General features: G+C 73.6%; 25 protein-coding genes. 9 read left to right on the forward strand and 16 right to left on the reverse strand.

Annotated features, from left to right (window positions below):
* The first annotated feature begins 111 nt into the window (after positions 1-111).
* Positions 112-546: an NUDIX domain-containing protein gene (locus tag J4N02_RS14460; RefSeq protein ID WP_208090994.1), complete on the forward strand. Its 435-nt coding sequence runs from the start codon at positions 112-114 to the stop codon at positions 544-546.
* Here the strand turns inward: J4N02_RS14460 and topA are convergent, their stop codons facing one another.
* Positions 547-3225: a type I DNA topoisomerase gene (gene topA / locus J4N02_RS14465; protein ID WP_188334091.1), complete on the reverse strand. Its 2679-nt coding sequence runs from the start codon at positions 3223-3225 to the stop codon at positions 547-549.
* A gap of 73 nt (positions 3226-3298) precedes the next feature.
* On the opposite strand from topA, the gene J4N02_RS14470 reads away from it, so the two are divergent.
* Positions 3299-4492: a S1C family serine protease gene (locus J4N02_RS14470; protein ID WP_188334090.1), complete on the forward strand. Its 1194-nt coding sequence runs from the start codon at positions 3299-3301 to the stop codon at positions 4490-4492.
* Positions 4493-4663: 171 nt separating this feature from the next.
* Positions 4664-5674, forward strand: a complete 1011-nt coding sequence (locus J4N02_RS14475; protein ID WP_188334089.1) for a S1C family serine protease — start codon at positions 4664-4666, stop codon at positions 5672-5674.
* A gap of 6 nt (positions 5675-5680) precedes the next feature.
* Here the strand turns inward: J4N02_RS14475 and J4N02_RS14480 are convergent, their stop codons facing one another.
* A complete protein-coding gene (locus J4N02_RS14480; protein WP_188334088.1) occupies positions 5681-7159 on the reverse strand; it encodes a methyltransferase in 1479 nt (492 codons plus the stop codon).
* A gap of 41 nt (positions 7160-7200) precedes the next feature.
* On the opposite strand from J4N02_RS14480, the gene J4N02_RS14485 reads away from it, so the two are divergent.
* From J4N02_RS14485 to J4N02_RS14495, 3 genes are read left to right on the forward strand one after another with little or no spacing between them, the layout of a single operon-like run.
* Positions 7201-8718, forward strand: a complete 1518-nt coding sequence (locus J4N02_RS14485; RefSeq protein WP_188334087.1) for an amidohydrolase — start codon at positions 7201-7203, stop codon at positions 8716-8718.
* Between the two features lies 1 nt (position 8719).
* Positions 8720-10939 carry a DEAD/DEAH box helicase gene (locus J4N02_RS14490; protein WP_188334086.1) on the forward strand — a complete coding sequence of 740 codons (2220 nt, stop codon included), beginning with the start codon at positions 8720-8722 and terminating at the stop codon, positions 10937-10939.
* Between the two features lie 42 nt (positions 10940-10981).
* Positions 10982-12823, forward strand: coding sequence for an LTA synthase family protein (locus J4N02_RS14495; RefSeq protein WP_188334085.1), 1842 nt, complete (start codon positions 10982-10984; stop codon positions 12821-12823).
* A 9-nt stretch (positions 12824-12832) separates the two neighbouring features.
* On the opposite strand, the gene J4N02_RS14500 is transcribed toward J4N02_RS14495, so the two are convergent.
* From J4N02_RS14500 to ssd, 7 genes are all read right to left on the reverse strand, one after another.
* Positions 12833-13210: an Rv3654c family TadE-like protein gene (locus J4N02_RS14500; RefSeq protein WP_188334084.1), complete on the reverse strand. Its 378-nt coding sequence runs from the start codon at positions 13208-13210 to the stop codon at positions 12833-12835.
* Complete coding sequence (locus J4N02_RS14505) at positions 13207-13533, reverse strand: hypothetical protein (RefSeq protein ID WP_188334083.1); 327 nt, start codon at positions 13531-13533, stop codon at positions 13207-13209. Before J4N02_RS14505 ends, J4N02_RS14500 begins: the two co-directional genes overlap by 4 nt.
* A 66-nt stretch (positions 13534-13599) precedes the next feature.
* Complete coding sequence (locus tag J4N02_RS14510) at positions 13600-13842, reverse strand: DUF4244 domain-containing protein (protein ID WP_182817133.1); 243 nt, start codon at positions 13840-13842, stop codon at positions 13600-13602.
* Positions 13843-13973: 131 nt separating this feature from the next.
* The gene (locus tag J4N02_RS14515) at positions 13974-14585 is read right to left on the reverse strand and encodes a type II secretion system F family protein (RefSeq protein WP_188334082.1); all 612 of its coding nucleotides are present in this window, start codon (positions 14583-14585) and stop codon (positions 13974-13976) included.
* Positions 14585-15400 carry a type II secretion system F family protein gene (locus J4N02_RS14520; protein ID WP_188334081.1) on the reverse strand — a complete coding sequence of 272 codons (816 nt, stop codon included), beginning with the start codon at positions 15398-15400 and terminating at the stop codon, positions 14585-14587. Before J4N02_RS14520 ends, J4N02_RS14515 begins: the two co-directional genes overlap by 1 nt.
* A complete protein-coding gene (locus J4N02_RS14525; RefSeq protein WP_188334080.1) occupies positions 15388-16524 on the reverse strand; it encodes a TadA family conjugal transfer-associated ATPase in 1137 nt (378 codons plus the stop codon). Before J4N02_RS14525 ends, J4N02_RS14520 begins: the two co-directional genes overlap by 13 nt.
* Positions 16514-17551, reverse strand: a complete 1038-nt coding sequence (ssd, locus tag J4N02_RS14530; RefSeq protein WP_188334079.1) for a septum site-determining protein Ssd — start codon at positions 17549-17551, stop codon at positions 16514-16516. The genes J4N02_RS14525 and ssd overlap by 11 nt, the downstream gene beginning before the upstream one ends.
* 111 nt (positions 17552-17662) lie before the next feature.
* On the opposite strand from ssd, the gene J4N02_RS14535 reads away from it, so the two are divergent.
* Both J4N02_RS14535 and J4N02_RS14540 read left to right on the forward strand, forming a co-directional pair.
* Positions 17663-18430, forward strand: a complete 768-nt coding sequence (locus tag J4N02_RS14535) for a class I SAM-dependent methyltransferase (protein WP_188334078.1) — start codon at positions 17663-17665, stop codon at positions 18428-18430.
* Positions 18431-18471: 41 nt separating this feature from the next.
* The gene (locus tag J4N02_RS14540) at positions 18472-18936 is read left to right on the forward strand and encodes a phage holin family protein (protein ID WP_188334077.1); all 465 of its coding nucleotides are present in this window, start codon (positions 18472-18474) and stop codon (positions 18934-18936) included.
* On the opposite strand, the gene J4N02_RS14545 is transcribed toward J4N02_RS14540, so the two are convergent.
* The gene (locus J4N02_RS14545; RefSeq protein ID WP_188334076.1) at positions 18926-20617 is read right to left on the reverse strand and encodes an alpha-glucosidase; all 1692 of its coding nucleotides are present in this window, start codon (positions 20615-20617) and stop codon (positions 18926-18928) included. The genes J4N02_RS14540 and J4N02_RS14545 overlap by 11 nt on opposite strands.
* A 149-nt stretch (positions 20618-20766) precedes the next feature.
* On the opposite strand from J4N02_RS14545, the gene J4N02_RS14550 reads away from it, so the two are divergent.
* Positions 20767-21543, forward strand: coding sequence for a carbon-nitrogen hydrolase family protein (locus J4N02_RS14550; RefSeq protein ID WP_188334075.1), 777 nt, complete (start codon positions 20767-20769; stop codon positions 21541-21543).
* 7 nt (positions 21544-21550) lie between these two features.
* Here J4N02_RS14550 and J4N02_RS14555 read toward each other — a convergent pair whose 3' ends face one another.
* The 6 genes from J4N02_RS14555 to J4N02_RS14580 are packed head-to-tail and all read right to left on the reverse strand — an operon-like array spanning position 21551 to position 24363.
* A complete protein-coding gene (locus J4N02_RS14555; protein ID WP_188334074.1) occupies positions 21551-22225 on the reverse strand; it encodes a CoA pyrophosphatase in 675 nt (224 codons plus the stop codon).
* On the reverse strand, positions 22222-22812 hold the full coding sequence (locus J4N02_RS14560; protein WP_223202557.1) for a TlpA disulfide reductase family protein: 591 nt from the start codon (positions 22810-22812) through the stop codon (positions 22222-22224). Before J4N02_RS14560 ends, J4N02_RS14555 begins: the two co-directional genes overlap by 4 nt.
* The gene (nth, locus tag J4N02_RS14565) at positions 22809-23480 is read right to left on the reverse strand and encodes an endonuclease III (RefSeq protein WP_188334073.1); all 672 of its coding nucleotides are present in this window, start codon (positions 23478-23480) and stop codon (positions 22809-22811) included. The genes J4N02_RS14560 and nth overlap by 4 nt, the downstream gene beginning before the upstream one ends.
* A 4-nt stretch (positions 23481-23484) precedes the next feature.
* Positions 23485-23946 (reverse strand): RidA family protein, encoded by a 462-nt coding sequence (locus tag J4N02_RS14570; RefSeq protein WP_188334072.1) that lies wholly within the window; start codon positions 23944-23946, stop codon positions 23485-23487.
* Complete coding sequence (locus tag J4N02_RS14575) at positions 23943-24107, reverse strand: DUF4177 domain-containing protein (protein WP_182817111.1); 165 nt, start codon at positions 24105-24107, stop codon at positions 23943-23945. Before J4N02_RS14575 ends, J4N02_RS14570 begins: the two co-directional genes overlap by 4 nt.
* Before the next feature lie 31 nt (positions 24108-24138).
* Positions 24139-24363 carry a WhiB family transcriptional regulator gene (locus J4N02_RS14580; RefSeq protein WP_375539360.1) on the reverse strand — a complete coding sequence of 75 codons (225 nt, stop codon included), beginning with the start codon at positions 24361-24363 and terminating at the stop codon, positions 24139-24141.
* Between the last annotated feature and the right edge of the window lie 232 nt (positions 24364-24595).

Below are 24595 nucleotides of genomic sequence, written 5' to 3' on the forward strand. Positions count from 1 at the left end.
CTCTGGACTCGCAGATGCCCTCCAACGTGTCCAGTTACCCTTGGTGTGCTAGGGGCAACTGGACACCTTGAGGGGCGTCTTCGCCAACCGCCACATGGTTGGATGGACGCCGTGACCCGACCCGGCCCCGCGTTCGACTTCTTCGTGGTCTCCTGCACCCTGCTCGACGAGCACGGCCGCCTGCTGCTGGTGCGCAAGCGTGGCACCCACCGGTTCATGCTGCCCGGCGGCAAGGTCGAGCAGGGCGAGACGCACCTCGCCGCGATCCTGCGCGAGGTGTCGGAAGAGATCTCGCTCGACCTCGACCCGGCGACCATCACCCTGCTGGGCACCTGGTCAGCCGGGGCGGCCAACGAGCCGGGGCTCGTGATCAGCTCCGACGTGTTCGCCGCGCCACTACCGGGTGAGCCCGCGGCGTCCGGAGAGATCGAGGAGCTCCGCTGGCTGCCGGTCGACCGCGACGCCGACTATGCGGCCGACGCCACGCTCTCACCGATGCTGGTCGAGCACGTCCTGCCGGCACTGGTGGCCCGGCTGGACGGCTGACTACTTCTTCTTCGCCGGCGCCTTGCGGGTCGTCGTGCGACGGGTGGTCGTGCGCTTGGGGGCGGGGCCCTTGGCGCGCTTCTCGGCGAGCAGCTCGGCGGCCCGCTCGAGGGTGATCTCCTCGATCGAGTCCGCCTTGCGGAGGGTCGCGTTGGTCTCGCCGTCGGTGACGTACGGGCCGAAGCGGCCGTCCTTGACGACGATCGGTTTGCCGGACACCGGATCGTTCCCGAGCTCTTTCAGTGGCGCGACGGCGGCGCGGCGTCCGCGCGTCTTCGGCTGGGCGAAGATCGCGGTCGCCTCCTCCAGCGTCACGGTGAAGAGCTGGTCCTCGTTCTCCAGCGAGCGGGAGTCGGTGCCCTTCTTCAGGTACGGGCCGTAGCGGCCGTTCTGGGCGGTGACCTCCTCGCCGTCGATCGCCCCGACGACGCGCGGCAGCGACATGAGCTGCAGCGCCTGGTCGAGGGTGACGGTCTCCAGCGACATGTCCTTGAACAGGGACGCCGTGCGCGGCTTGGCCGACTTGGGCGACCCCTCGGGCAGCACCTCGGTGACGTAGGGGCCGAACCGCCCGTTCTTCGCCACGACCGCTTTGCCGGAGGCCGGGTCGGCGCCGAGCTCGCGCTCCATGCCAGCCGGGGTGGCCAGCAGCTCCTGGGCCTTCTCGACGGTCAGCTCGTCGGGCGGCAGGTCCTCGTCGACGTTGGCGCGGTTGCCGTCGGCGTCCTCGATGTAGGTGCCGTAGCGACCCACGCGGACCGCGATGCCGGACTCCTCACCCCCGACGGGGTGGAACGTCGACAGCGCCCGCGCGTCGATGTCGCCCAGGTGCTCGACCAGCGACTGCAGGCCCTCGTAGCCGCCCTCGCCCTCGGGGCCGAAGTAGAACTCCTTGAGCGTCGCGACGCGGTCGGCCGAGCCGGCGGCGATCTCGTCGAGCACGTCCTCCATCTCGGCGGTGAACTGATAGTCGACCAGCCGGGTGAAGTGCTCCTCCAGCAGGCGGGTCACGGCGAACGCGAGCCACGTCGGCACCAGCGCGGCGCCCTTCTTGAACACGTAGTCACGCGCCGTGATCGTGCGGATGATCGACGCGTAGGTCGACGGCCGGCCGATCTCGAGCTCCTCGAGCTTGGCCACCAGCGACGGCTCGGTGTAGCGGGCCGGCGGGCGGGTGGCGTGGTCGTCAGCCTCGACCCCGGCGATGGCGAGCTTCTCGCCCTGCTCCACCGCGGGGAGGTTGGCGGTGGCGTCGTCGGCGTCGCCCTCGTCACGCGCCTCGACGTAGGCCTTCAGGAAGCCCGGGAACGTGATCGTCCGACCGGACGCCGTGAGCCCGGCCTCGGCCACCTGTCGCATCTCGCCCGAGGTGGCGTCGGCCACCTCGACGGCCGCGGACGGCCGGGCGGTCATCGTGATCGTGACGGTCTGGCCCTCGGCGTCCTTCATCTGCGAGGCGACCGTGCGCTTCCAGATGAGGTCGTAGAGCCGGAACTCGTCCCCGCGCAGGCCCGTCGCCTGCGGCGTCCGGAAGTGGTCACCCGCCGGGCGGATGGCCTCGTGCGCCTCCTGGGCGTTCTTGACCTTCGAGGTGTAGGTGCGGGGCTTGTCGGGCAGGTAGGCGTCCCCGTAGAGCTCCTTGACCTGCGCGCGGGCGGCCGCGATCGCCGACCCCGACAGCGTCGTGGAGTCGGTACGCATGTAGGTGATGAAACCGCCCTCGTACAGCGCCTGCGCCACCGACATCGTGCGCTGGGCGGTGAAGCCGAGCTTGCGGCCGGCGTCCTGCTGCAGCGTGGTGGTGCGGAAGGGCGGGTACGGACGCCGCGTGTACGGCTTGGCCTCCACGGCGTCCACGACCACGGACGCCCCGGTGAGCGCGGCGGCCAGCGCCTGCGCGCCCTCGAGGTCGAGGTGCAGGGCCTTCTTCGCGGTCAGGCGGCCAAGCGAGTCGAAGTCGCGGCCCGAGGCCACCTTCAGGCCGGCCGCGGAGGCGACCCGCGCGGTGAAGGAGTCGGGGTCGTGACCCGCGGCGTCCAGGGTCACGGTCAGGTCGGCGTAGCTCGCGGAGCGGAACGCCATCCGCTCGCGCTCGCGGTCGACGACCAGCCGGGTCGCGACGGACTGCACGCGGCCGGCCGACAGGCGCGGCATGACCTTCTTCCACAGCACGGGGCTGACCTCGTAGCCGTAGAGGCGGTCGAGGATGCGGCGGGTCTCCTGCGCGTCGACGAGATCGGTGTCGAGCTCGCGCGGTGCGGCGACGGCCGCCCGGATCGCGTCGGGGGTGATCTCGTGGAACACCATCCGCTTCACGGGGACCTTGGGCTTCAGCTCCTGCAGCAGGTGCCACGCGATGGCCTCGCCCTCGCGGTCCTCATCGGTGGCGAGGTAGAGCTCGTCGACGTTCTTCAGCGCATCCTTGAGCTTGCGGATCGTCGCCTTCTTGTCGGCCTGCACGACGTAGAGCGGCTCGAAGTCGTTCTCGACGTTGACGCCGGTGCGCGCCCACTTCTCACCCTTGTACTTGGCAGGCACCTCGGCCGCACCGGTGGGCAGGTCGCGCACGTGACCGATCGACGCCTCGACGACGTAGCCCTCGCCCAGGTACTGGGCGATGCTGCGCACCTTGCCGGGCGACTCCACGATCACGAGCCGACGCTTGGTATCTGTTCCCACGGGCCGGACAATAGCGCCTCGCGTCAAGACGGACGCCTCCGGTTGCCCTTGCCGGTCCTCCTAGACTGACCGGGTGACCGCGCCCTGGCCTCCCCCGAGCCCGCGCCCGGCGCCACGCCCACCCTCGCTGGTGCTGGTGGTGCTGGGGGTGCTGCTGGCCATGTTCAGCCAGTTCGGCAGCGCGATCGCCCTGACCACCTCCACCTCGACGTGGCTCGAGCGGCTGCAGCCCTCGCCCGCCCCGACGGTGGTCACCCCCAGCCCGGCGGTGTCCGAGCCCGGCCCCACGCCCGGGCTGCCGCAGACCACGCCCCAGGACTCCGCGCGTCCCCTGCCCGAGCAATCGGTCGGCCCCGTCGACGTCACCGACGACCTCAAGCGCGGCGTCGTCCTGATCACGGGCCGCACGCCCGCCGAGGGCGTGGCGGGCACAGGCATGGTGCTCACCCCCGACGGCTACGTGCTGACCAACTACCACGTGGTGCGCTCGACCGAGGCGATCACCGTCACCATCGCGGCGACCGGGCGCCGGCACACCGCCGAGCTCGTCGGCCGCGACGCGACCAAGGACGTGGCCCTGCTCAAGCTGGACCGCGCGAGCAACCTCGACGTCGTCACGATCGACTCCGACCCGGTGCGGATCGGCGACATCGTCGTGGCCGCCGGCAACGCCAACGGGCAGGGCTACGTGTCGGCCCATCGCGGCAACATCCTCGAGCTCGACCGCCAGATCAACGTCAAGGGCGCCAACGTCAACGACCCGCCCCAGCGGCTGCGCGGCCTCATCGAGACCAACGCCCCGGCCTGGCCCGGTGACTCGGGCGGCCCCATGTTCGACGGCGAGGCGCAGGTGCTCGGCATGACCACCGCCGGCAGCAGCACCGGCGACGGTGAGACCGAGGACAAGCAGGTGTACGCCGTGCCGATCCGCGAGGCGCTCGACGTGGTCGACAAGATCAAGCGCGGCGACGAGTCCGGCACGATCGTGATCGGGCCGAAGGCCTATCTGGGCGTCATCGTCCAGGCCGATGACTCGTCGGCGGTGATCGTCTCCGAAGTCCAGGCCAACACCCCGGCAGCCGAGGCCGGCCTGACCACCGGCGACACCATCCTGAACCTCGACGGCCAGGCGGTGCGCACCCGCGCGGAACTGTCCGACGTCCTCGACACCATCGAACCCGGCACCACCGTGCAGATCACCTGGACCACGGCGTCCGGCCGCGAACGCACCGCCCCCATCACGCCGAAGGCGAGCCCGCTCAACTGAGTTCACCGAGGGCGACGACCCCGACCCGACCTCTGATGGGACGGGACGAGACGGTGGTACGACCGGTCCCGCGAGGCGCTCGACGTGGTCGACAAACTCAAGGGGGCGACTCACCGCCGCCGCACGGCGCTACCACAGGAGACACACAGGCGGCACCGGTCCACTGAGGGCATGAACAAGCGCTCCCTCGCCCTGGTAACCACCACTGCCGCCTGCGTGCTCGCCCTCGGCGTCCCGAAGCTTGCGCCCGCCGCCACGCCGGCCGACCCCGCCGAATCGGTCGTGCTGATCACCGTTCGCTCAGCTAGTGGTGAGGGCGCCGGCACCGGCATGGTGCTCACGGCCTCCGGTGAGGTCCTGACCAACTACCACGTGGTCGAGGGCTCCTCGGAGGTGTCGGTCACGATCCCGGCCACCGGCAAGACCTACTCCGCCACCGTCGTCGGCCACGACGCGAGCCGCGACGTCGCCCTGCTGCAGCTGCAGGACGCCGCGGGCCTGGCCACCATCACCCCTGACCAGGACGTCGTCTCCATCGGCGACACGCTGACCGCCATGGGGAACGCGTCGGGCGGCGGCGAACTCGTCGCGGCGTCCGGAGAGGTGACCGCGCTCAACCAGCAGGTCACGGTCGACGACGGCAACGGCGGCACCGAGACGTTGACCGGGGTCATCGAGACCAACGCCGGGGCCGTGCCGGGCGACTCCGGCGGGCCGATGTTCGACAGCGAGGGCGAGGTGACCGGGATGACGACCGCCGGGTCGCAGACCGTCACCCGTGACCCGGGCGGGATGCGCGGAGCGGGCCGGTCGATGCCCATCACGACCGTCAGCTACGCCGTCCCCATCTCCGACGCCCTCGCTGTGGTCGACCAGATCCGGTCGGGCGCGGAGACCGGGACCACGCGCATCGGCGCCAAGGCCTACCTCGGCATCACTGTCGCGCCCGCGGCCGGGGTGTGGGTGAACTCGGTGCTGGCGGACGGTCCGGCCGCCGAGGCCGGTCTGGTGGCCGGGTCGACCATCACGTCCTTGGACGGCCAGGCCGTGGTCAGCCAGTCCGACCTCGCGGGACTGCTGGCACAACTCGAGCCCGGGCAGCAGGTGACGCTCACGTGGGTCGACCCGTCAGGATCACGCCGGAGCGGCACGATCGCCCTGGGTACGAGCCAGGTGAACTGAGCCAGCTCAGGTCAGGTAGCCCTCCCCGATGAGGTCACGCAGCTTGGGGGTCACCTCGACGGCGAGGGCGTCCGGGTCGACGTCGAGGATGTCGGCGACGGCAGCGATGATCTGCCCGGCAGTGAGGTCGCCGTCACAGGCGCCCAGCACGGCTCCGAGCGCGGTGTCGACCTCGACCGCACGGCCGAACCCGTAGCGCTGGCGGTACACGATGTGTTCGGGGTCCTCAACGCCGGGGCGTCCCACGGTTTCGACGTCGACGCGTCCGTCGAGTTCCCAGGCCCGACCCAGGAGTGCCTCGTCGGGAAGGGCTGCCAGCGAAACCCCCGCGATGTGGTCCGCGAACGCCTCCCCGAGGGGCTGGTGCACGGCGTGGGGCCAGGGCTCGATCCGGATGTCGGGGATGGCGCGACCCGCGCGGTGCAGCATCATCCAGCCCATGCCGACGCCCGTGATGCCGAGGGCGGCGAAGTAGTCCAGCCACGCGCGGTAGCGGGGGGCGTACTCGTCGGTGCCGACCAGCCCGGCGTCGTTGAGCCACACCTCGATGTACTCGTACGCGTCGAGGTGCTCGCGCTGCAGGACCAGCGCGTCGCAGCCGGTGGGCTCGACCCAACGGCGCAGGCGGTCGGTCCAGTCCTCGTCGTCGGTGACGGCCCAGTTGCCGAGCACCTGCAGGGTTCCGCCGGGCGCGAGCCGGTCGGCCCCCTCGACGACGACCCGCCGCACGAGCTCGTCGGCGCTCAACAGCCCCTCGCGGTAGACCAGCCGCTCGCCGGTGGGCGGGCTCATGACGTAGGGCGGGTTGGTGACGATGAGGCCGAAGGCCTCGTCGGCGACGGGCTCGTAGAGGGACCCCTCCCGGACGTCGAGGTCGAGCCGGTTGAGCCCCGCGGTCAGGCGCGCCATCGCGACGGCGCGCGGGTTGAGGTCGGTGGCGACCACGTGGCCGGCGTGCCCGGCGAGCAGCAGGCTCTGGATCCCGCAGCCCGTCCCCAGGTCGAGCGCGCGGGCGACCGGGCGACGGATCGTCATCTGCGCCAGCGTCGTCGACGCCGGGGACGCCCCCAGCACGTAGTCGGGCCGCGACCGGCCCAGGCGCCCGTCGAGGATCGGGATCAGGTCGCTGGCGATCCAGCCGGAGAAGTCCACACCGGCACCGGCCGCCGCGTAGGGGCGCACCTCCAGCCCCGCGCGGACGCCGTCGGAGGTGGCCGCCACGATCCCGGCCTCCTCCAGCGGGCCCAGGTCGCCGAGGGCCGCGCCCACGGCGTCCGGGGAGACGGTGTCGTGGAGCAGGAACATCCGCACCAGCGCCGCCTGCGCGTCGGCCGCGTCGCCCAGGGCGTCGCGTGCCGCGAGCGTCGTGTTGCGCGCGAGCGCATCGGTGGCCTCGGCGCCGAGGCGGTCGGTGACCTCCTCCAGCGTGTAGCCGGCGGAACGCAGGCGGTCGGCGAGGGCGGCGGCGTGGACGCGGTCGAGCATGCGCCCAGCCTGTCAGACGCGCGGCCTACGCTGGTCCCTCGATGGGAGTGAGTGCTGTGTCGGGTTCGGTGCTGGTGCGCGGTGGGCGCGTGGTGGGCGTGGACGAGGGCGGTTCCGTCCCCGCCGACGTGCGCATCCGCGACGGCGTCATCGTCGAGGTCGGGCCCGGCCTGGCCGCCGCTCCCGGCGAGCAGGTGCTGGACGCCGCGGGCTCGTTCCTCGTCCCCGGGCTGTGGGACGCCCACGTGCACTTCCTGCAGTGGGTGCGGTCCACCACCTGGGTCGACGTCGCCGGCACCGCCGGCCCCGAGGAGGTCTGCGCGCGGGTCGCCGCGGCGCTGGCCGACCGCGCGGGCGACGACCGGGCGCTGGTCGCGTTCGGGTACCGCTCGGCACCCTGGCCGCGCGTGGGCACGGTCGCCGAACTGGACGCCGTCACCGGCGGGCGCCCCGTCGTCGTCATCGCCGGGGACGCCCACAACGGCTGGCTGAACTCCGCCGCGTTGGCGCACTTCGGCCTCGAGCCACGCACCGACCCCCTGGCCGAGAACGAGTGGTTCGCCATCTTCGGCGCCCTCGCGACCCTGCCCGGCGTCGAGCCCACCGAAGCCGAGGTGGACGCCGCAATCGCCCGGCTCAGCGCGCGCGGCCTCGTGGGCCTGGTCGACCTCGAGTTCGACGCGGCCTTCCGGGCATGGCCCGCGCTCGTCGCCCGGGGCCAGCGGGCGCTACGGGTGCGCGCCGGCGTGTACCCCCACCAGCTCGACGAGGTGCTCGCGGCCGGGTTCCGCACCGGCGAGGGACTGCCCGGCGGTGAGGGGCTCGCCACCATGGGGCCGCTGAAGGTCATCGCCGACGGGTCGATGGGCACCCGCACCGCGTGGTGCTGCGACCCCTACACCGACGGCTCCCCCGGCGACGACCGGGCGGCCGGGGCCCCCAACGTCACGGCGTCCGAGCTCGCCGACCTACTGGGCCGCGCCCACGCGGGCGGCCTGCACGCCGCGGTGCACGCGATCGGCGACCGGGCCAACGCGGTGGCGCTCGACGCGTTCGAGGCGACCGGGGCGTCCGGGTCGGTCGAGCACGCCCAGCTGTTGCGCCGCGAGGACATCGCCCGCTTCGCCGCCCTCGGCGTCACCGCGAGCATGCAGCCCCACCACCTCGTCGCCGACCGCGACACCGCCGAGCGGGTCTGGGCCGACCGCACCGACCGGCTCTACCTCGCCCGGTCGCTGGTCGACGCCGGTGCGACGCTGGCGCTGGGGTCGGACGCCCCGGTGTCGCCGCCCGACCCGTGGCTGACGATGGCGACCGCCGTGCACCGCTCGGGCGACGACCGCCCCGGCTGGCACCCCGCCGAGTCCCTCACGCCTCGCGAGGCGCTGGCCGCCTCGGTCGACGGGCGCCGCCTCCGGGTGGGCGACCGCGGCGACCTGGTCGTGCTCGGCGCCGACCCCCTGTGGGAGGGCGACCCCGCCGCCACCCAGGCCCACCTGCTGGCCATGCCCGTGCGCGCCACCGTGTGCGCCGGCCGCATCACCCACAGGGCGGGCTGAGGTGGCACTCCCCGACTGGCTGGCCACGGCCGAGCACGTCGCGCACGTCCACCACCGCACGGCGCGGCCCGGGCGTCCCGTGGACTGGCCCGACTGGGTGACCCCCGAGGTGCGCGCGGCCTTCGCGCGGCGCGGCATCGAGCGGCCGTGGGCCCACCAGGTCGCGGCCGCGTCCGCGGCACACGCCGGACGGCACGTGGCGATCGCGACCGGCACGGCGTCCGGGAAGTCGCTGGCCTTCCTGTTGCCGGTGCTGGCCGCCCCGCCGCGCTCGACCGCGCTCTACCTGGCCCCGACCAAGGCGCTGGCCCACGACCAGCTGCGCTCGGCCACCGAGCTCGGCATCGACGGCTGGCGGGTGTCGACGCTGGACGGCGACTCCGACCCCGACGAGCGCCGCTACGCCCGCGACTTCGCCTCGTACGTGCTGACCAATCCCGACATGCTGCACCGGTCGACCCTGCCGAACCACGCCCGGTACTCCCGGCTGCTCGGCCGGCTGACCCACGTCGTGGTCGACGAGGCGCACCGCTACAAGGGGGTGTTCGGCGCGCACGTCTCGGCGGTGCTGCGCCGGCTGCGTCGGCTCGCGGCCTCCTACGGGGCGTCGCCGGTGTTCGTCTGCGCGTCGGCGACGATCAGCGAGCCGGACGCCGTGGCCGCCAGCCTCATCGGTGCCGACGACGTGGTGGCCGTGACCGACGACGGATCGCCCGCGCCCGCCCTCGACGTGGTGCTGCTCGAGCCGACCCCCTCCCTCACCGAGACCGCGGCCCGACTGCTGGCCGGCCTCACCGAGGACGGGCAGGCGATCGCCTTCACCACGTCGCGCGTGCAAGCGGAGCTGGTCGCGATCCGGGCGCGGGAGCTGTCCTCGGCGCCCGAGCGGATCGCCGCCTACCGCGGCGGCTACCTCGCCGAGGACCGCCGCGACCTGGAGGCCGCGCTCTCAAGCGGACGGCTGCGGGGGGTGGCGTCCACGAACGCGCTCGAGCTGGGCATCGACATCGCCGGCATGGACGCCGTGGTCACCGCCGGCTTCCCGGGCACCCTGGCCGCCTTCTGGCAGCAGGTCGGCCGCGCCGGCCGGGCCGGGCGCGACGCCATCGCCGTGCTCGCGGCGCGCGAGGACCCGCTCGACGCCTACCTCGTCGCACATCCCGAGCTGCTGTTCGACCGGCCGGTCGAGCGCACGGTGGTACCCACCGACAACGCCTACGTGCTGGGCCCGCACCTGTGCGCCGCGGCCCAGGAGCGGCCGCTGACCGAGGAGGACGCCCAGTGGTTCGGCCCGTCGACGGTCGCGCTGGCCGAGCGGCTGGCCGCCCAGGGCGCGTTGCGGCGCCGCACGCGCGGCTGGTTCTGGACGCACGCCGCACGGGCCGTCGACGCGATCGACCTGCGCTCCATGCAGGGCAAGGCGGTCGAGGTCGTGGAGGCCGCGACGGGCCGCGTGATCGGGCAGGTCGACCCGTCGGCCGCCGACCGAACCCTCCACCCCGAGGCGATCTACGTGCACCAGGGCGAGACGTGGTTCGTCGACGAGCTCGACCTGGGCGACCGGGTGGCGCTGGCGCACCGGTCGAACCCCGACTGGTTCACCCAGGCGCAGTCGGTGGCCTCGGTGCGCGTGCTCGCCGAGACCGCCTCCCGGCCGTTGGGCCTGGGCACCCTGCACGTCGGCTCGGTGGAACTCTCGAACCAGGTGGTCGCCTACCTGCGCCGCGACGCCGAGTCCGGCGAGGTGTGGGACTCCACCCCGCTGGAGTTCCCCGAGCGACGGATGGTCACGCGGGCCACGTGGTGGACCGTCCCCGACCGGGTGCTGGCCTCCCTCGTCGATGTGACCGGGACGGCGCTGCTCGACCTCGGCGGGGCAGCCCACGCCGCGGAGCACTGCGCGATCGGCCTGCTGCCCGCGTTCGTACCCTGCGACCGGTGGGACATCGGAGGGCTGTCGACCGTGCTGCACCCCGACACCGGGGAGCTGACGGTGTTCGTGCACGACGGGCTGCCCGGCGGATCGGGCATCGCCGACCGCGGGTACGAGCTGGCCGAGCCGTGGTGGGGCGCGACCCTGCAACGGCTGCTCCGTTGCCCGTGCGAGGAGGGCTGCCCCGCCTGCGTCGTGTCCCCCAAGTGCGGGAACGGGAACAACCCCCTCGACAAGGCCGGCGCCGCCGGGCTGGTCGCGCTGCTGGTGGGGCCAGGGACCCGTTGAGCCTCCCCGAACGGTGACCTCCTGGCGTGTACCCTCGCACGAGTGTCGGAGGGCATGTCCCGCAACTTCCTTGCGCGCTTGTGGCGCTGGTGCGCCATCGTGGTCATGGTGGCGGCGACCAGCGCTGCGATCGTGCTCGCCCTGGAGGCCACGACCGCCAAGTCCTACGGCTGGTCGACCAGGAAGTACCTCCTGCGCCTCGGCCCGGACACCCTGCTCCTCAGCACCGCGCTCGTGGCCGTCGTCGTCCTGGGCCTGTTCGGCCTGACCGGCCGCCTGCGCTGGGCGGTCCCCCTCGCGGCGATGGTGGGCGTCCTGGTGGCGACGGTGAACCACTTCAAGATTCGCTTCCGGGGCGAGCCCCTGTACCCGTCGGACTTCGCCTACGTCGGCGAGGCCGAACTGCTGATCAGCTCAGTCGGGGTCTGGACGTCCGTGGGAGCCCTCGGCGCTCTCCTCCTGGTGGGAGTCCTGGCCTGGGGCGGGGTCATGCTGCTCGGCCGCCTCTTGAGGATCCCACCGGCCGCCGGGACCGACGTCCCACGGTGGGTCTGGGCGCTCCGTGCGGGCACCGTGCTCGTCGCCGCCGCCCTCTGCCTCCTCGTGGCCGGATTCAACTCCGCGGGGAACCCCGTCAAGCAGGCCTACGAGCGCGCCGGCGCCGGCTGGGTCGCCTGGAGCCAGAACGAGAACTACCGCCTCAACGGTTTCCTCGGCGGCTTCCTGTTCAACATGCCGTCGGCCCCCATGCCCATGCCCCAGGGGTACACGCGCGAGGTGGTGCTCGAGGTCGCGGGGCGCTACGCCGACGAGGCCAGGGCGATCAACGAGCACCGCGACCCCCACGCCTTGGCCGACACCAACATCGTGATCATCCTCGGCGAGAGCTTCATGGACCCTCTTCGCCTGGAGGGCCTTGAACTCGGGGAGGATCCGATCCCCTTCACCCGGGCCCTCATGGACGAGACCATGTCCGGGACCATGCGTTCCGTGGCCTTCGGCGGCGGCACCGCGAACGTGGAGTTCGAGGTGATGACGGGGATGGCGAGCGGCCTGTTCTCCCACACGCTGCCGCCCTACCAGGGCCTGGTCTCGAGCGCAGACCACTTCCCCTCCCTGATCGACCGCTTCAACGACGCCTGGACCACCATCGGCATCCATCCCTTCGTGGCCGACTTCTACCGGCGCGGGGACGCCTATCGCGCGTTCGGGTTCGACGAGAGCCGGTTCATCGACCAGATGCGCACCCAGACCAAGCTCGCCGAGGCCGGCTACGTCTCCGACGCAGCCGCCTACACCGACCTGCTCGAGGACCTGCGCACCCACGAGGACCCCGTCCTGGCCAAGGTCGTCACCATGCAGAACCACGCGGGCTACGCCGGCCTCTACCCCGACCCCATCCCCGTCCTCGAGCCCGCCTCCGCCCGCGATTCCTGGGGCCTCTCGGACTACCTGCGCGGGCTCAGCCACGCAGACGCCGCCCTGGCCGACCTCCTCGCTGGCCTCGAGGCCCTGGACGAGGAGACCGTGGTGCTCTTCTACGGCGACCACGCCCCGCCCGGCGTGATCCCCGACGACCTGTGGGACGCCCAGCCCGGCACCACCGCGCGCTACGAGACCCCGTGGTTCGTGTGGTCCACCCAGGGCGTCCACGCCAGTCGGCACCAGGGCCTGCTCTCGCCCAACCAGCTGTGGAACCAGGTCCTCCGCGCCACCGACGCGCCCCTCAGCGGCTGGGACGCCCTCGTGCTCGAACTTGAGGGCCACCCGCCCACCACGGCGCTGCCCGCCGACCTCGAACGCGACCTGACCCTGCTGCAGTACGACCTCGCCCTCGGCAACGGCTGGGCGACCGACTTCGTGCTCGCCGTCCCCGAGCCCTGACCCCTCTCCCTACGCGGGAGCCCCCGTCACCACGCCCGCGTTGGCCCGGGCCGGGAACCAGTACTCCGCACCGGCCAGGCGGAACGCACGGCGGACCTCGACGGTCACGACGAACTCCACCTCGTCGCCCGACACGCGGCACGCCACGACCTCGGCACCGTTGGCGGTGGCCGACGACCGGGCCGCCGCGCAGGCGTCGGCGTTGTCGGTCTGCGCCCGCGCCCCGGCCAGGGCGGCCAGGTCGGCCGCCCCCCTGACCCGCTCGCCCGTGGCCCGCGCGACCCCGCCCACCAGCAGCAGGGCGGCGATGCCCACCACGACGAGGACCGCCACCGTCACCAGCAGCGTCGCGTTGCCCCGCTGGTCGCGCCGCCCTCCCCGGGTCACCGCTCCTCCAGGACCTGCGCCCGGGCCACCAGCGGCCAGCTCATCGAGCCCAGCCTCAGGTGCCAGGTCACCTCGACCACGGACGCCCCGCCCTCACGCCGGTTCACCACCTGTGCCCCGGCCGGGGCGTCGGCCGTGGCCCGCGCCACAGCGGCCGCGTCACCGCGGGCGGACTGCCGGGCCACCTCGTTCGCCGTCACCTGGCACTGGCCCAGCACGAAGGCCGCCCCGCCGACGAGGATCGCCAACGCCAGCGCCCCCGCCAGGAACAACGTCGCGAAGGCCGTCTCCACGGTCACCATGCCGCGATCACCCCTGTGCATCGGTCCTCCTTCCACGACCCGTGGGGCCGGACGCCGCGCGCCCGGCCCCACAGCCCCTCCCCGGGCCTAGAACTTGATCGGGATCGGCAGCTGGAAGGCGCTGGTGATCCAGCCCAGCAACGCCTTGAACAGCCCGCTCAGGAGCGCCTGGAACGTGTCGGTGTTGATCGCCACGACGATCGCGCCGATGAGCACGATCACCACGATGACGCCGAGCGCGTACTCGACGGTGGCCATGCCGCGCTCGCGCAGCCGGTCACGGGTGGGGAGCGGGGTCGCCTCGACGGGGGCGATGAGCTTGTCGGCCATGGTGCTTCCTTTCGTCACGTGCCGCCCGAGTGCGGCTCGACCCAGACCTTGGGCGTCGGCGCCCGGGCCGGTGCACCGGATTCCGGGCCCTGTGGACAACGCCCGGGGGCGATGCCTGCCTGTGGATGAACTCACGGGAGGAAGGCGGTGACGAGCGAGCCGAACAGGGGCACGACGCCGAGCGCGATGAAGGCGGGGAGGAAGCACACCATCAGCGGCACCACGCTCTTCACGCCGGCGGCCCGCGCGCGCACGAGGTCCTCGGCGGCTGCCTCCCTGCGCGCGTCGGCGGCGTGTTGCCGGAGCAGGCCGGCCAGGCCCAGCCCCGAACGCACCGACCTGGCCAGGTCGCGCCCGACCTCGCGGTACCCCGCCACCGACGACAGCGACGCCCATGCCTCGGCCTCGTCGAGGCCCAGTTCGATCCGCTGCAGCACCCCGCGCAACTCGTCGGCCACCGGCCCCGTCAACACCGAGGCCACGACACGCAGGGCCGTCCGGGTCGGGCGTCCGGCATCGAGGCAGACGGCGAGCAGGTCACACACCTGGGGCACCGAGGCCCGCAGGGTCCGGTCACGGTCCACGGCCGCGCGCCGTGGCAGCACCGCACGGAGCCCGTCCAGCACCCCGGCCGCCCATGCCGACCACCGGTCCCGCCGCTCGGGCCCCAGCCGGGCCAGCGACGGCACCGGCACCGCCCACCACACCGCCAACGCCGCCGCGACGGCCGCCAGCCCCACCATCACCGGCCGCCCGAACGCTCGGCCACGGTGTCGATCCACACCACGCCGGCACAGGCCAGGGCGACGCCCACCTCCAGGGACGCCCACCCCAGCGGGGACGCCGTGAGGAACGCCACCGGGTCCCCGCCCAATGCGAAGCCCAGGCCCAACCCGACCAGCGGCAGGCCCGCCATCACCCGCCCACCCAGCCTGGCCGCCGACAGCTCGGCGTCGACCACCCGGGCCACGTCCTGCTCCGCCGCCAGCCGGGCGGCCGCCGCGTCGACGGCCCCCACCAGGGACGCCCCGGTCCGCACCGAGACCTCCCAGGCGGCCGCTAGGTCCGACAGCCCCTCGTGGCCGGCCGGCCCGAGCGAGCGGCGCAACGCCGCCGGCACCTCGCCGCCCGCACTGAACTCGGCCGCGGCAACCTGCAACACGGGGGCATCCTGGGCCGCCTCGACCAGGGCCGTGCCCGGCACGCGCCCGACGCGCAGGAGCCCCGCCACCAGCTCGCCGGCGTGGACCACCTCCGCCCGCCGCCGGGCTCGGGCCGCCCGCGCCGCGCGCCGGACGGCCAGCAGCACCACGCAGCCCACAACCTGGGCGACCGCGAGCGCGACCGCCGCTCCCCCCGGCCCGCCGAGCACCCCGGCCGCCACGACGACGGCCGCCGTCGCGAGCGCCGCCAGCCCGACCCGCGGAGCCGCACGCCGGGGCCGCACCACGGCCGGCCGGCTCGCCAGGCGCCCCAGGCCCTCGGACGCCCCGGGCACCAGCCACCACGCCGCCAGCCCCGCGCACAGGGCGGCCACCCACGCCATCACGGCAGCCACCCCGCCACCCGGGGCCACGCCGGCCCGCGTTCCTCGCGCCCGTCGGCCGTCCAGGACACGGCCGGGGTGGCGGTGACCAGCCCGTCGGTGCCGGCCGCCAGGACGGCGACCTGTTCCACGCAGCGCCGGCCCGACCGGTCCCGCCGCACGTGCACGACCGCATCGAGGCCCGCCGCGGCCTGCGCGTGCAGGGCGTGCCGGGACAACCCGCCCAGCGCCCCGAGCGCCTCCAGCCGGGCGGGCACCGCGCCCGCGCTGTTGGCGTGCACCGTGCCGCACCCGCCTTCGTGCCCGGTGTTGAGCGCCGCGAGCAGATCGGCCAGCTCGGCACCGCGCACCTCGCCGACGACCAGCCGGTCGGGGCGCATGCGCAGCGCGTTGCGGACGAGGTCGGTCAGCGTCACCGACCCGACCCGCTCGGCGTTCGCCGTGCGGCCCTCGAGGTGCACCACGTGGGGGTGGTCGGGCGCGAGCTCGCGGGAGTCCTCGACCACGACGATCCGCTCGTCGGCCGGCACCTCCCCCAGCATCGTGGCGAGCAAGGTCGTCTTGCCCGACCCCGTCCCGCCCGAGACCAGGCAGGCGGCGCGGCCGGCCACCATGCCCCGCACCAGGTCGCCCCCCAGCGGCGTGAGGGATCCCCGCGCCACCCAGTCGTCCAGCGTCAGGCGCACGCGCGCCGGCACGCGCAGCGACACGCAGGTACGGCCGGCGATGCAGGCCAGCACGGCGTGCACGCGGGTGCCGTCGGGCAGGCGCGCGTCCACGAAGGGCGAGGCATCGTCCAGGCGGCGACCCACCAGTGCCGCAAGCCGCACCGCCAGCCGGCGCACGGCCTCGTCGTCGGCGAACCGCACCCCGCACAGCTCGAGGCCCCGCCCGCGGTCGAGCCACACCTCCTCGGGGCCGTTGACCAGCACGTCCGTCACCCCGGGCAGGCGCAGCAGCTCGTCGAGCGGCCCGGCCCCCTCCGACTCGCGGCGCAGCGCGTCCACCGTGTCCAGCACCGAGGTGTCGCTGACGACGTAGCCCAGCCAGCCGAGCGCCTCCGCCACCTCCGCCGGCCGCGCCAACTGCCCCAGGGCGCTCAGCCGGGCCCGCACCTCGTCCAGGTCAACCGACATCGCACGCCTCCTGCCACACCCGCTCCAGGACGCGCGCCACGGCCTTCCCCCAGCGGGAGCGCTCGCCCCCCGGCGGCTCACCCGCCTCGGCGTCGGCGGCCACGCGACGGTCGGTCGGCACGTCGCCCCAGCAGGGCAACCCCACGGCGTCGGCGACGACCGTGACCGGCGGCCCGCCGGGGGCGCGGCGCACGACCACGCCCGCGCCGGCCCCCTCCAGGCCGGCAGCGACCCGCGACGCGGCGGCCACGGCCCGCACGCCGCCGCCGGCCAGCAGCACCGTCGCCTCGGCGCCCCGCACCGCCTGCCGCGCGGCGGGGAGCGGGACGCGACCGGGATCCAGCAGCACGAGCCCGTGGTGGCGGCCCAGCGAGCCCAGCACCGCACCCACCGACTCGACCGTGAGCGCCCCTTCGTCCGGCCCCCGCCCCATGGCGACCACCGTGACGCCCTCGACGACGGGCAGCACGCCCCGCACGTCGCCAACCTCGCCACGCGCCCCGAGCAGGCGCGGCCAGCGCCACCCCGGCGCCCGTTCCGCGCCCAACACCAGGTCGAGGCCGCCGCCCAGCGGGTCGAGGTCCACCAGCGCGCAGGTCAGGCCGCGGCGCACCGCGGCCAGGGCCAGCCCCGCCGCCAGCGTGGACGCCCCCACCCCGCCGGACCCGCCCACGACCGCCACGGTCCGTGAGTCCGGCCCCGCGTCGGCAGCCAGCACACCGCCCAGCCAGGCCGTGCCCTGCGGCAACGGGATCACCTCCGCCCCCAGCGGCATCGACCACGTGCCCAGCTCGACCGGGTCGAACCCGACCAGGTAGACGTGCGGTCGCCGGTGGGGGCCGGTCGAGGCGAGGGCCGCGGCCCGATCGCCCCCGACCAGCACGACCCGGGCGGACGGCCAGCGCGCCAGGGCGCCGTCCACGTCCACGACGCGCACGCGCAACCCCAGCGCCGCGGCGGTCGCCTCCACGGCGTCCCGCAGCGGCCCGTCGGCGGTCACCAGCAGCACCTCGTCGTCCCTGTCCACGCCCGGACCTTGGGCCGCGACGCCCGACCCCGCGCACCCGATCCGACCGCTGTGGACAAGTCGTGGCGTCCATCCACAGCCGCCGACACCCCTTGACATACGATCGGGCCCATGACCGCTTCCACCCAGCCCGCGTTCCCGCAGGCCGCGCTCGAGTGGCTGGCCGCGGCGTCCGACGGTCACCCCCTGCCCACCCCGCGCGTGCTGCTGCTCGGCCGGTCCGCGGCCCCCCTGGGTGCCGCCCTCACCCGGACCGGCGCGGACCTGGTGGCCTGCGACACGAGCCGGGCCGGCGTCCGGGCCCTGCTGAACCGCGCCCCGCGCGCCCTGCCGACGGTGGCGGCGGCCGACCACCTCCCGTTCGCGGCGATGGCGTTCGACGTCGTCCACGTCCACCAGTCGCTGCACGACCTCGCCGAGGGCGCGCTGGCCTCCATCGCCCGCGTCCTCGCCCCGCACGGGCACCTCGCGGTCAGCTACACGGTGCGCGACGACTCGGTCCCGTGGGTGCGCCGGCTCACCGCCCTCCTGCGCGACGTCGACCCGCAGGCCATGGCGGGCGCCTACGGCACCGAGAGCATCGACCGGCTCGAGGGGTCCACCTTCTTCGGCGAGGTCGAGCAACGCAGCCACCGACTCTGGGTGCCCATCAGCCGGGTCGACCTGCTCGGCATGGTGGCGCGCCGGTTCCCCGACCTGGAGCAGGACCGGCTGAGCCGGCTCATGGCGGACGTGGGCGAGCTCTACGAGTCGTCAGCGCGCGTCCCCGAGCCGCTGCTGCTGCCCTATCGCGTGGCCTGCTGGCGCGCCCGCGTCGACCACTCCGAGTTCACCTCGCAACTGGACGCCCCCACGGAAGGCCTGCGCATCCGATTGTGACGCCCGCTAGCATGACCGGTAGCCGACGGGGAGGAAGTGGAATGGCAGAGCCGCAGATCGGTGAGGTCATCAAGGACATCACCGCGGACGTCCAGACCATCATCAAGGGCGAGATCGAACTCGCCAAGGCCGAGATGATGCCGCAGGTCAAGCGCGCCGGCATCGGGGCGGGCATGTTCGGAGCCGCCGGCTACTTCGCGATCCAGGCCGCGACCCTGCTCTTCATCTGCGGCGGCCTCGCGCTGAGCGCGCTCTACCAGGGCGTCGTCCCGATCATCTGGGCGTTCACCCTGGGCTTCCTGACGATGGCCGTGATCCTGTTGGTCGTCGCCGGCATCCTCGTGCTCATCGGCAAGAACAAGGTCAAGGTCAGCGCCCCCGAGCGCACGATCGCCGAGGCCAACCGCAGCATCGAGGCCGTCACCGGCGCGGTCGACCAGGGCAACGCCAACGTGCGCGCCATCGTCGCCGGCGCGCCGCGCACCACGCCCGAGGTCAGGCCCTGAGCCGGTAGACCCGCGCGTCCCACGGCGCCAGGGTCTGGAGGTCGGTCCCGGGGTGGACCGACGCCACCAGCAGTTCCGCGTCCTCGATCGAGGGCAGCTCGGCCAGGGGCACCCTCGCGGCGTGCGAGGACATGTTCGCCACCACCAGCAGCCGCTCGTCGCCGAGCGTGCGCGTGAACACCCACAGCTTCTCGTCCTCGGGCAGCAGCAGCTCGAACGCGCCCATGCGCACGACCTCCAGCTCGCGCCGCAGCGCGATCAGCCGCCGGTAGTGGGCGTACACGCCGTCGGGGTCGGCCACGTCGTCGGCCACGTTGACGGACGCCGTGGTGGCGTTGAGCGGGAGCCACGGCGTCCCGGTCGTGAAGCCGCCCTCGGGCGTCCAGGGCATCGGCGTCCGGGCGTTGTCGCGCCCCATCGCTCCCAGCCCGGCGAGCACCTGCTCCTCCGGGACCCCGGCCTCGAGCGCCTGCCGGTGCATGCCCACGGCCTCGATGTCGCGGTACTGGTCGATCCGGGTGAACCCGGCGTTCGTCATGCCGATCTCCTGACCCTGGTAGACGTACGGCGTCCCCTGGTGCAGGTGCAGCACCGTCGCGAGTGCCTTCGCCGAGGCCACCCGGTGCTCGGGTGAGTCGTCGCCGAACCGGCTGACCGACCGGGGCTGGTCGTGGTTCTCGAAGTACAGCGAGTTCCAGCCGTCCTCGGCGAGGCCCTCCTGCCAGCGGGCGAGGTTCTTCTTCAGGTCGGGCAGGTGCAGCGGGATCGGTGAGAGCTTGCCGCCGGCGTGGTCGAGCGAGACGTGCTCGAAGGTGAACACCATGCCGAGCCGGTCGTGCTCGCGCGCGGTGTACTCGCGGGCGTGCTCGAGGTCGCAGGCGACCATCTCACCCACCGTGAACAGGCGCTTCTCGGTGATGCCGACCTCGCGGTTCATCTCCTCGAGGAACTCCACCAGGCGCGGGCCGTTGGCCACGCGCTCGATCTCGAAGCTGTAGGGGTCGCCCGGGTTCACGGCGCCGTCGGCGAGCGGGTGGGTCTTGCTGATCAGGTTGATCACGTCCATGCGGAAGCCGTCGACGCCCCGGTCGATCCACCAGCGCATCATCGCGTACACGGCCTGCCGGACCTCGGGGTTCTCCCAGTTGAGGTCGGGCTGCTTGCGGCTGAACAGGTGCAGGTAGTACTCCCCCGACGCCTCGTCGAACGCCCAGCCCGAGCCGCCGAAGAACGAGCCCCAGTTGGTGGGCTCGGCCCCGGGCGTGCCCGGCTCGAACCCGTCCCGCGCGGGGCGCCAGACGTACCAGTCCCGCTTCGGCGAGGCCGGGTCGCGGGACTCGACGAACCACGCGTGCTCGTCGGAGGTGTGGTTCACCACCAGGTCCATCACGAGCTTCATCCCGCGCGCGTGGACGGCCTCGGTCAGCTCGTCGACGTCGGCCAGCGTGCCGAACATCGGGTCGATCGCCTGGTAGTCGGCGATGTCGTAGCCGTTGTCGTCCTGGGGGGAGGCGAAGATCGGCGAGAGCCACACCACGTCGACGCCGAGCCCGGCGATGTGGTCGAGGTGGTCGATGATGCCCCGGACGTCGCCGTACCCGTCCCCGTCGCTGTCGGCGAAGGAGCGTGGGTACACCTGGTAGACGACGGAGCTGGACCACCACGGAGTCGACGGGTTCATGACGCCATCTTGGTGTTCCGCGACGAAAATAGCCAGTGACAAGGCCCACCACGCGGGCATGACACAATCACGGGGACACGTCCCCCTGCAGGAGGTCCGCCACGTCCCGCCGCCAGCCCCGCACCCGGTCCACGTTCCGGGTCACGGGCGTGCAGTACCACGCACCGCGCAACGACCTCGCGGGGTCGCTCGCGCTGGGGCAGCGGATCGTGCGGGAGGCGGCGGCCGCTGGGGCCGACCTGGTCCTGTTCCCCGAGATGTGGTCCACGGGCTACGCGCTCCCGATCGACACGTCGTTCGCCACCCCGGTCGACGGGCCGTGGGTGGCCGGCTTCCGCGAGACGGCCGCCGAGCTGGGCGTGGGGGTCGCCGTCAGCCTCCTGGCCGAGCACCCGGGCGGGCCGACGAACACCACCCTGGTCATCGGACGCCGGGGCGAGCTCCTGCTCCGCCACGACAAGGTGCACACCCTGCGCTACGACGCCGAGGCGGCGCTGACCCCCGGGACGGGGTTCGCGACCGCCACCTTCGACGGCGTCGAGCTGGGCGTGATGACCTGCTTCGACCGCGAGTTCCCCGAGAGCGCCCGCGAGTTGATGCTGGCCGGCGCCGAGGTCGTGCTCGTGCCCAACGCGACCGCGTGGAACCCCGTGCGCGCCCACCAGCTCGAGGCGCGCGCCTTCGAGAACATGATCGCGATCGCCTCGTCGAACTATCCCGGCGACGGGTGGGGCCAGTCCTCGGCCTACACCCCGATCGTGTTCGACCTGGACGGACGCCCCCTCGACCCGCTGCTCGTCAAGGCCGACGCGCGCCCGCAACTGGTGCCGTTCCGGTTCGACATGGAGGCCATCCGCGACTGGCGGGAGCGGGAGGTCTGGGGGGCGAGCCACCGGCGTCCGGACGCCTACACGCGCCTCGCCTGAGCCAGGCTCACTGGCCGGTGTCGAGCCCCGCCCGGTGCAGGAACCGCTCGGGGACCAACTCCATGCGGCGGGGGTCCCACGGCCGGGACCAGCCGGCGAGGTCCAGCAGCCCGTCGATGAGGTGGCCGGTGAAGCCCCAGATGAACAGCTCGCCGACGACGAACGCCGGCCCCTGGTAGCCCATGGGCAGGCGCCACGTGAGCCGGTTCGCCGGGTCGACGAGGTCGCCCACGCTGATGGTGTGCACCGCACCGATCTCGACGGTGTCGACCACCTCGAGCGGGTGCGGCTCGCGCCACCAAGCGACCACCGGGGTGACGTCGTAGCCGGTCACCGCCACGTGCGCCGGCGGCAGGACGCCGAGCAGCTCGACGGTCGCGGCGTCGACGCCCACCTCCTCGCGGGCCTCGCGCAGGGCGGCCGCCTCGCTCGAGGGGTCGGACTCCTCCACGCCTCCGCCCGGAAACGCGCACTGGCCGGCGTGCTTGCGCAGGGTGGCCGACTTCTCGATGAGCACCAGCTCGAGGTCCTCGGGCCGGGCCCGGTCGGGCCCCGAGAACAGGATCAGCACCGCGGCCTTGCGTCCCCGGCGACCCGGACGCCCCCGCACGACGCGCGCGCCCCCGTCGGGCTCGGCGAGCTTGACGCCGAGGTCGGACAGGACGGTCGGGATGCGGGTCACACGCCCACCCCCAGGTGCTCCTGCGCGCCGTCGACGAGCTGCTGGGTCGAGGTGATGCCTCCGACCTCGCGGTACGCGATGCGACCGTCGGCGTCGACGTAGAGGGTGATGGGGATGCCCTGGAACCGGAGCGGGCCCGCCGTGCGCTTCAGCGGGTCGGTGGCGTGCGGGTAGGTCCAACCGGCCATCGCGGCGAACTCCAGCGCCAGCGCGGGGTCGGGGTCGGCGTAGTCGATGCCCAGGACGAGGACGTCGTCGCCGGCGCGCGCGGCGAACTCCTTCAGGAAGGGCGCCTCCAGCCGGCAGGGGGCGCACCACTGCGCCCAGATGTTGACCACCATCGGGGTACCGCGGAGCGCGGCGAGGTTCACCTGCCGCCCCGAGCCGAGGCAGCCGAGCAGCAGGTCGGGCAGGCCGTCGGCCACCGGCGCGGCCTCCGCCGGGGTCTCGGGGCAGTCCGCGATCCCGGCCGCCTCGCGCTGGGCGACCAGCCCTGGGTCGACCCGCACCGCGGGCGCCGGGTCGCTGGACACCCCGCAGCCGGCGAACAGCGCGGACGCGGCCAGGAAGGCCACGACCCTCCTCATGCGCGCGGCTCCCGAACGAGTTTCGCCGCCACCTCGGGGTCGGTCGGGCCCTCGCCGTACGCGGGGCACAGGCCGGCCAACGGGCAGGCACCGCACGCGGGGCGCCGCGCGTGGCAGCGGCGTCGGCCGTGCCAGATGACGCGGTGGCAGAGCATGACCCAGTCGGCGGGGTCGAACAGGTCGCCGACCGCCCGCTCGACGGCGTCGGGGTTCTTCGAGGAGACCCAGCCGAAGCGGTTCGACAGTCGGATGAAGTGGGTGTCGGGCGTGATGCCGGGCACCCCGAAGGCGTTGCCGAGCACCACGTTGGCGGTCTTGCGGCCCACGCCGGGCAGGGTCACCAGCTCGGACAGCGTGCCGGGCACCTCGCCGCCGAACTTGTCGACCAGTGCGGCGCCGAGGCCGATCAGGTGGCCCGTCTTGGCGCGGAAGAAGCCCGTGGGCCGGATCAGCTCCTCCATCTCGGCCGGGTCCGCGGTGGCGTAGGCCGCGGCGTCCGGGTACCGCGCGAAGATCGCGGGCGTCACCGCGTTGACGCGGCGGTCGGTCGACTGGGCCGAGAGGACGGTGGCGACGAGCAGCTCCAGCGGGGAGGTGAAGTCGAGCTCGCACCGGGCCTCGGGGTAGAGCTCGGCGAGGGCGGCGTCGATCGCCTGGGGCTGCTGCATGGGCTCAGGCGGGCTCGACCGTCAGCTCGACCTCGACGGGGGCGTCCAGCGGCAGCACCGGCACCCCGACCGCGCTGCGCACGTGCTGGCCGGCATCGCCGAAGACCGCGACGAACAGCTGGCTGGCGCCGTTGGCGACCTGCGGCTGGCCGGTGAAGTCAGGCGTGCACGCCACGAAGACGGTGGCCTTCACGATGCGGGCGATGCTGTCGAGCCCGCCGGTCACGGACGCCGCCGCGGCCAGGGCGTTGAGGGCCGCGGTCCGCGCGGCGTCGGTGGCCTGCTCCAGCGTCAGGTCGGCGCCCACCTTGCCGGTGGCGACGAGCGTGCCCGCGACGGTGGGCAGCTGGCCCGAGGTCATCACCAGGCCGGCGGAAGCCGTGGCCGGGACGTAGGCGGCCACGGGGGCGGCGACGGGCGGGAGCTCGAGGCCCAGTTCGGCCAGGCGCTGGGAGGGGGTGGTCACTGGGCCTCCGGCAGCGGGCGCTTGAAGTAGGCCACCACGTTCTGCGGGTTGGGGCCGGGCACGATGGAGACGAGCTCCCAGCCGTCGGCGCCCCAGTTGTCGAGGATCTGCTTGGTCGCGTGCACCAGGACCGGTGCGGTGGCGTATTCCCACTTGGTCATGGGCACACCCTACCCATCGGGGGTGTCGGGGTCAGTCGTCCTTCTTCTTGCCGCAGAGCACCGACTGCCACGACGAGATGTCGGTGCGCTGGCGGAGCAACTGGCGGCGCTCACGCTCGGTCATGCCACCCCACACGCCCCACTCGATGCGATTGTCGAGGGCTTCGGCGAGGCACTGGGAACGGACGGAGCAGCCCATGCAGACCGCACGCGCACGCTTCTGGTCGGCGCCCTCGGGGAACAGCTTGTCCTGCATCCCGCGGCACTTCGCCTGCAGCGTCCAGTCGTCGGTCTCGATGAGCGTCATTGCCCGACCTTCTTCCCTTGCCACACGGGGTGACCCTCACCGCGTCACAACATGGTAGAGGGATGTGTGCAACTTTCACAACGGTGTTGCCGCCAACTGCCATCGTCGCAGCCGCCCCGCGAGGGCGCTCGCGGGGCTTGACAGGTTGATCACGTACTCTGGACCCCATGCGTGCACCAAC

The organism is Propioniciclava sp. MC1595 (assembly GCF_017569205.1).
Classification (GTDB): Bacteria; Actinomycetota; Actinomycetes; order Propionibacteriales; family Propionibacteriaceae; genus Propioniciclava.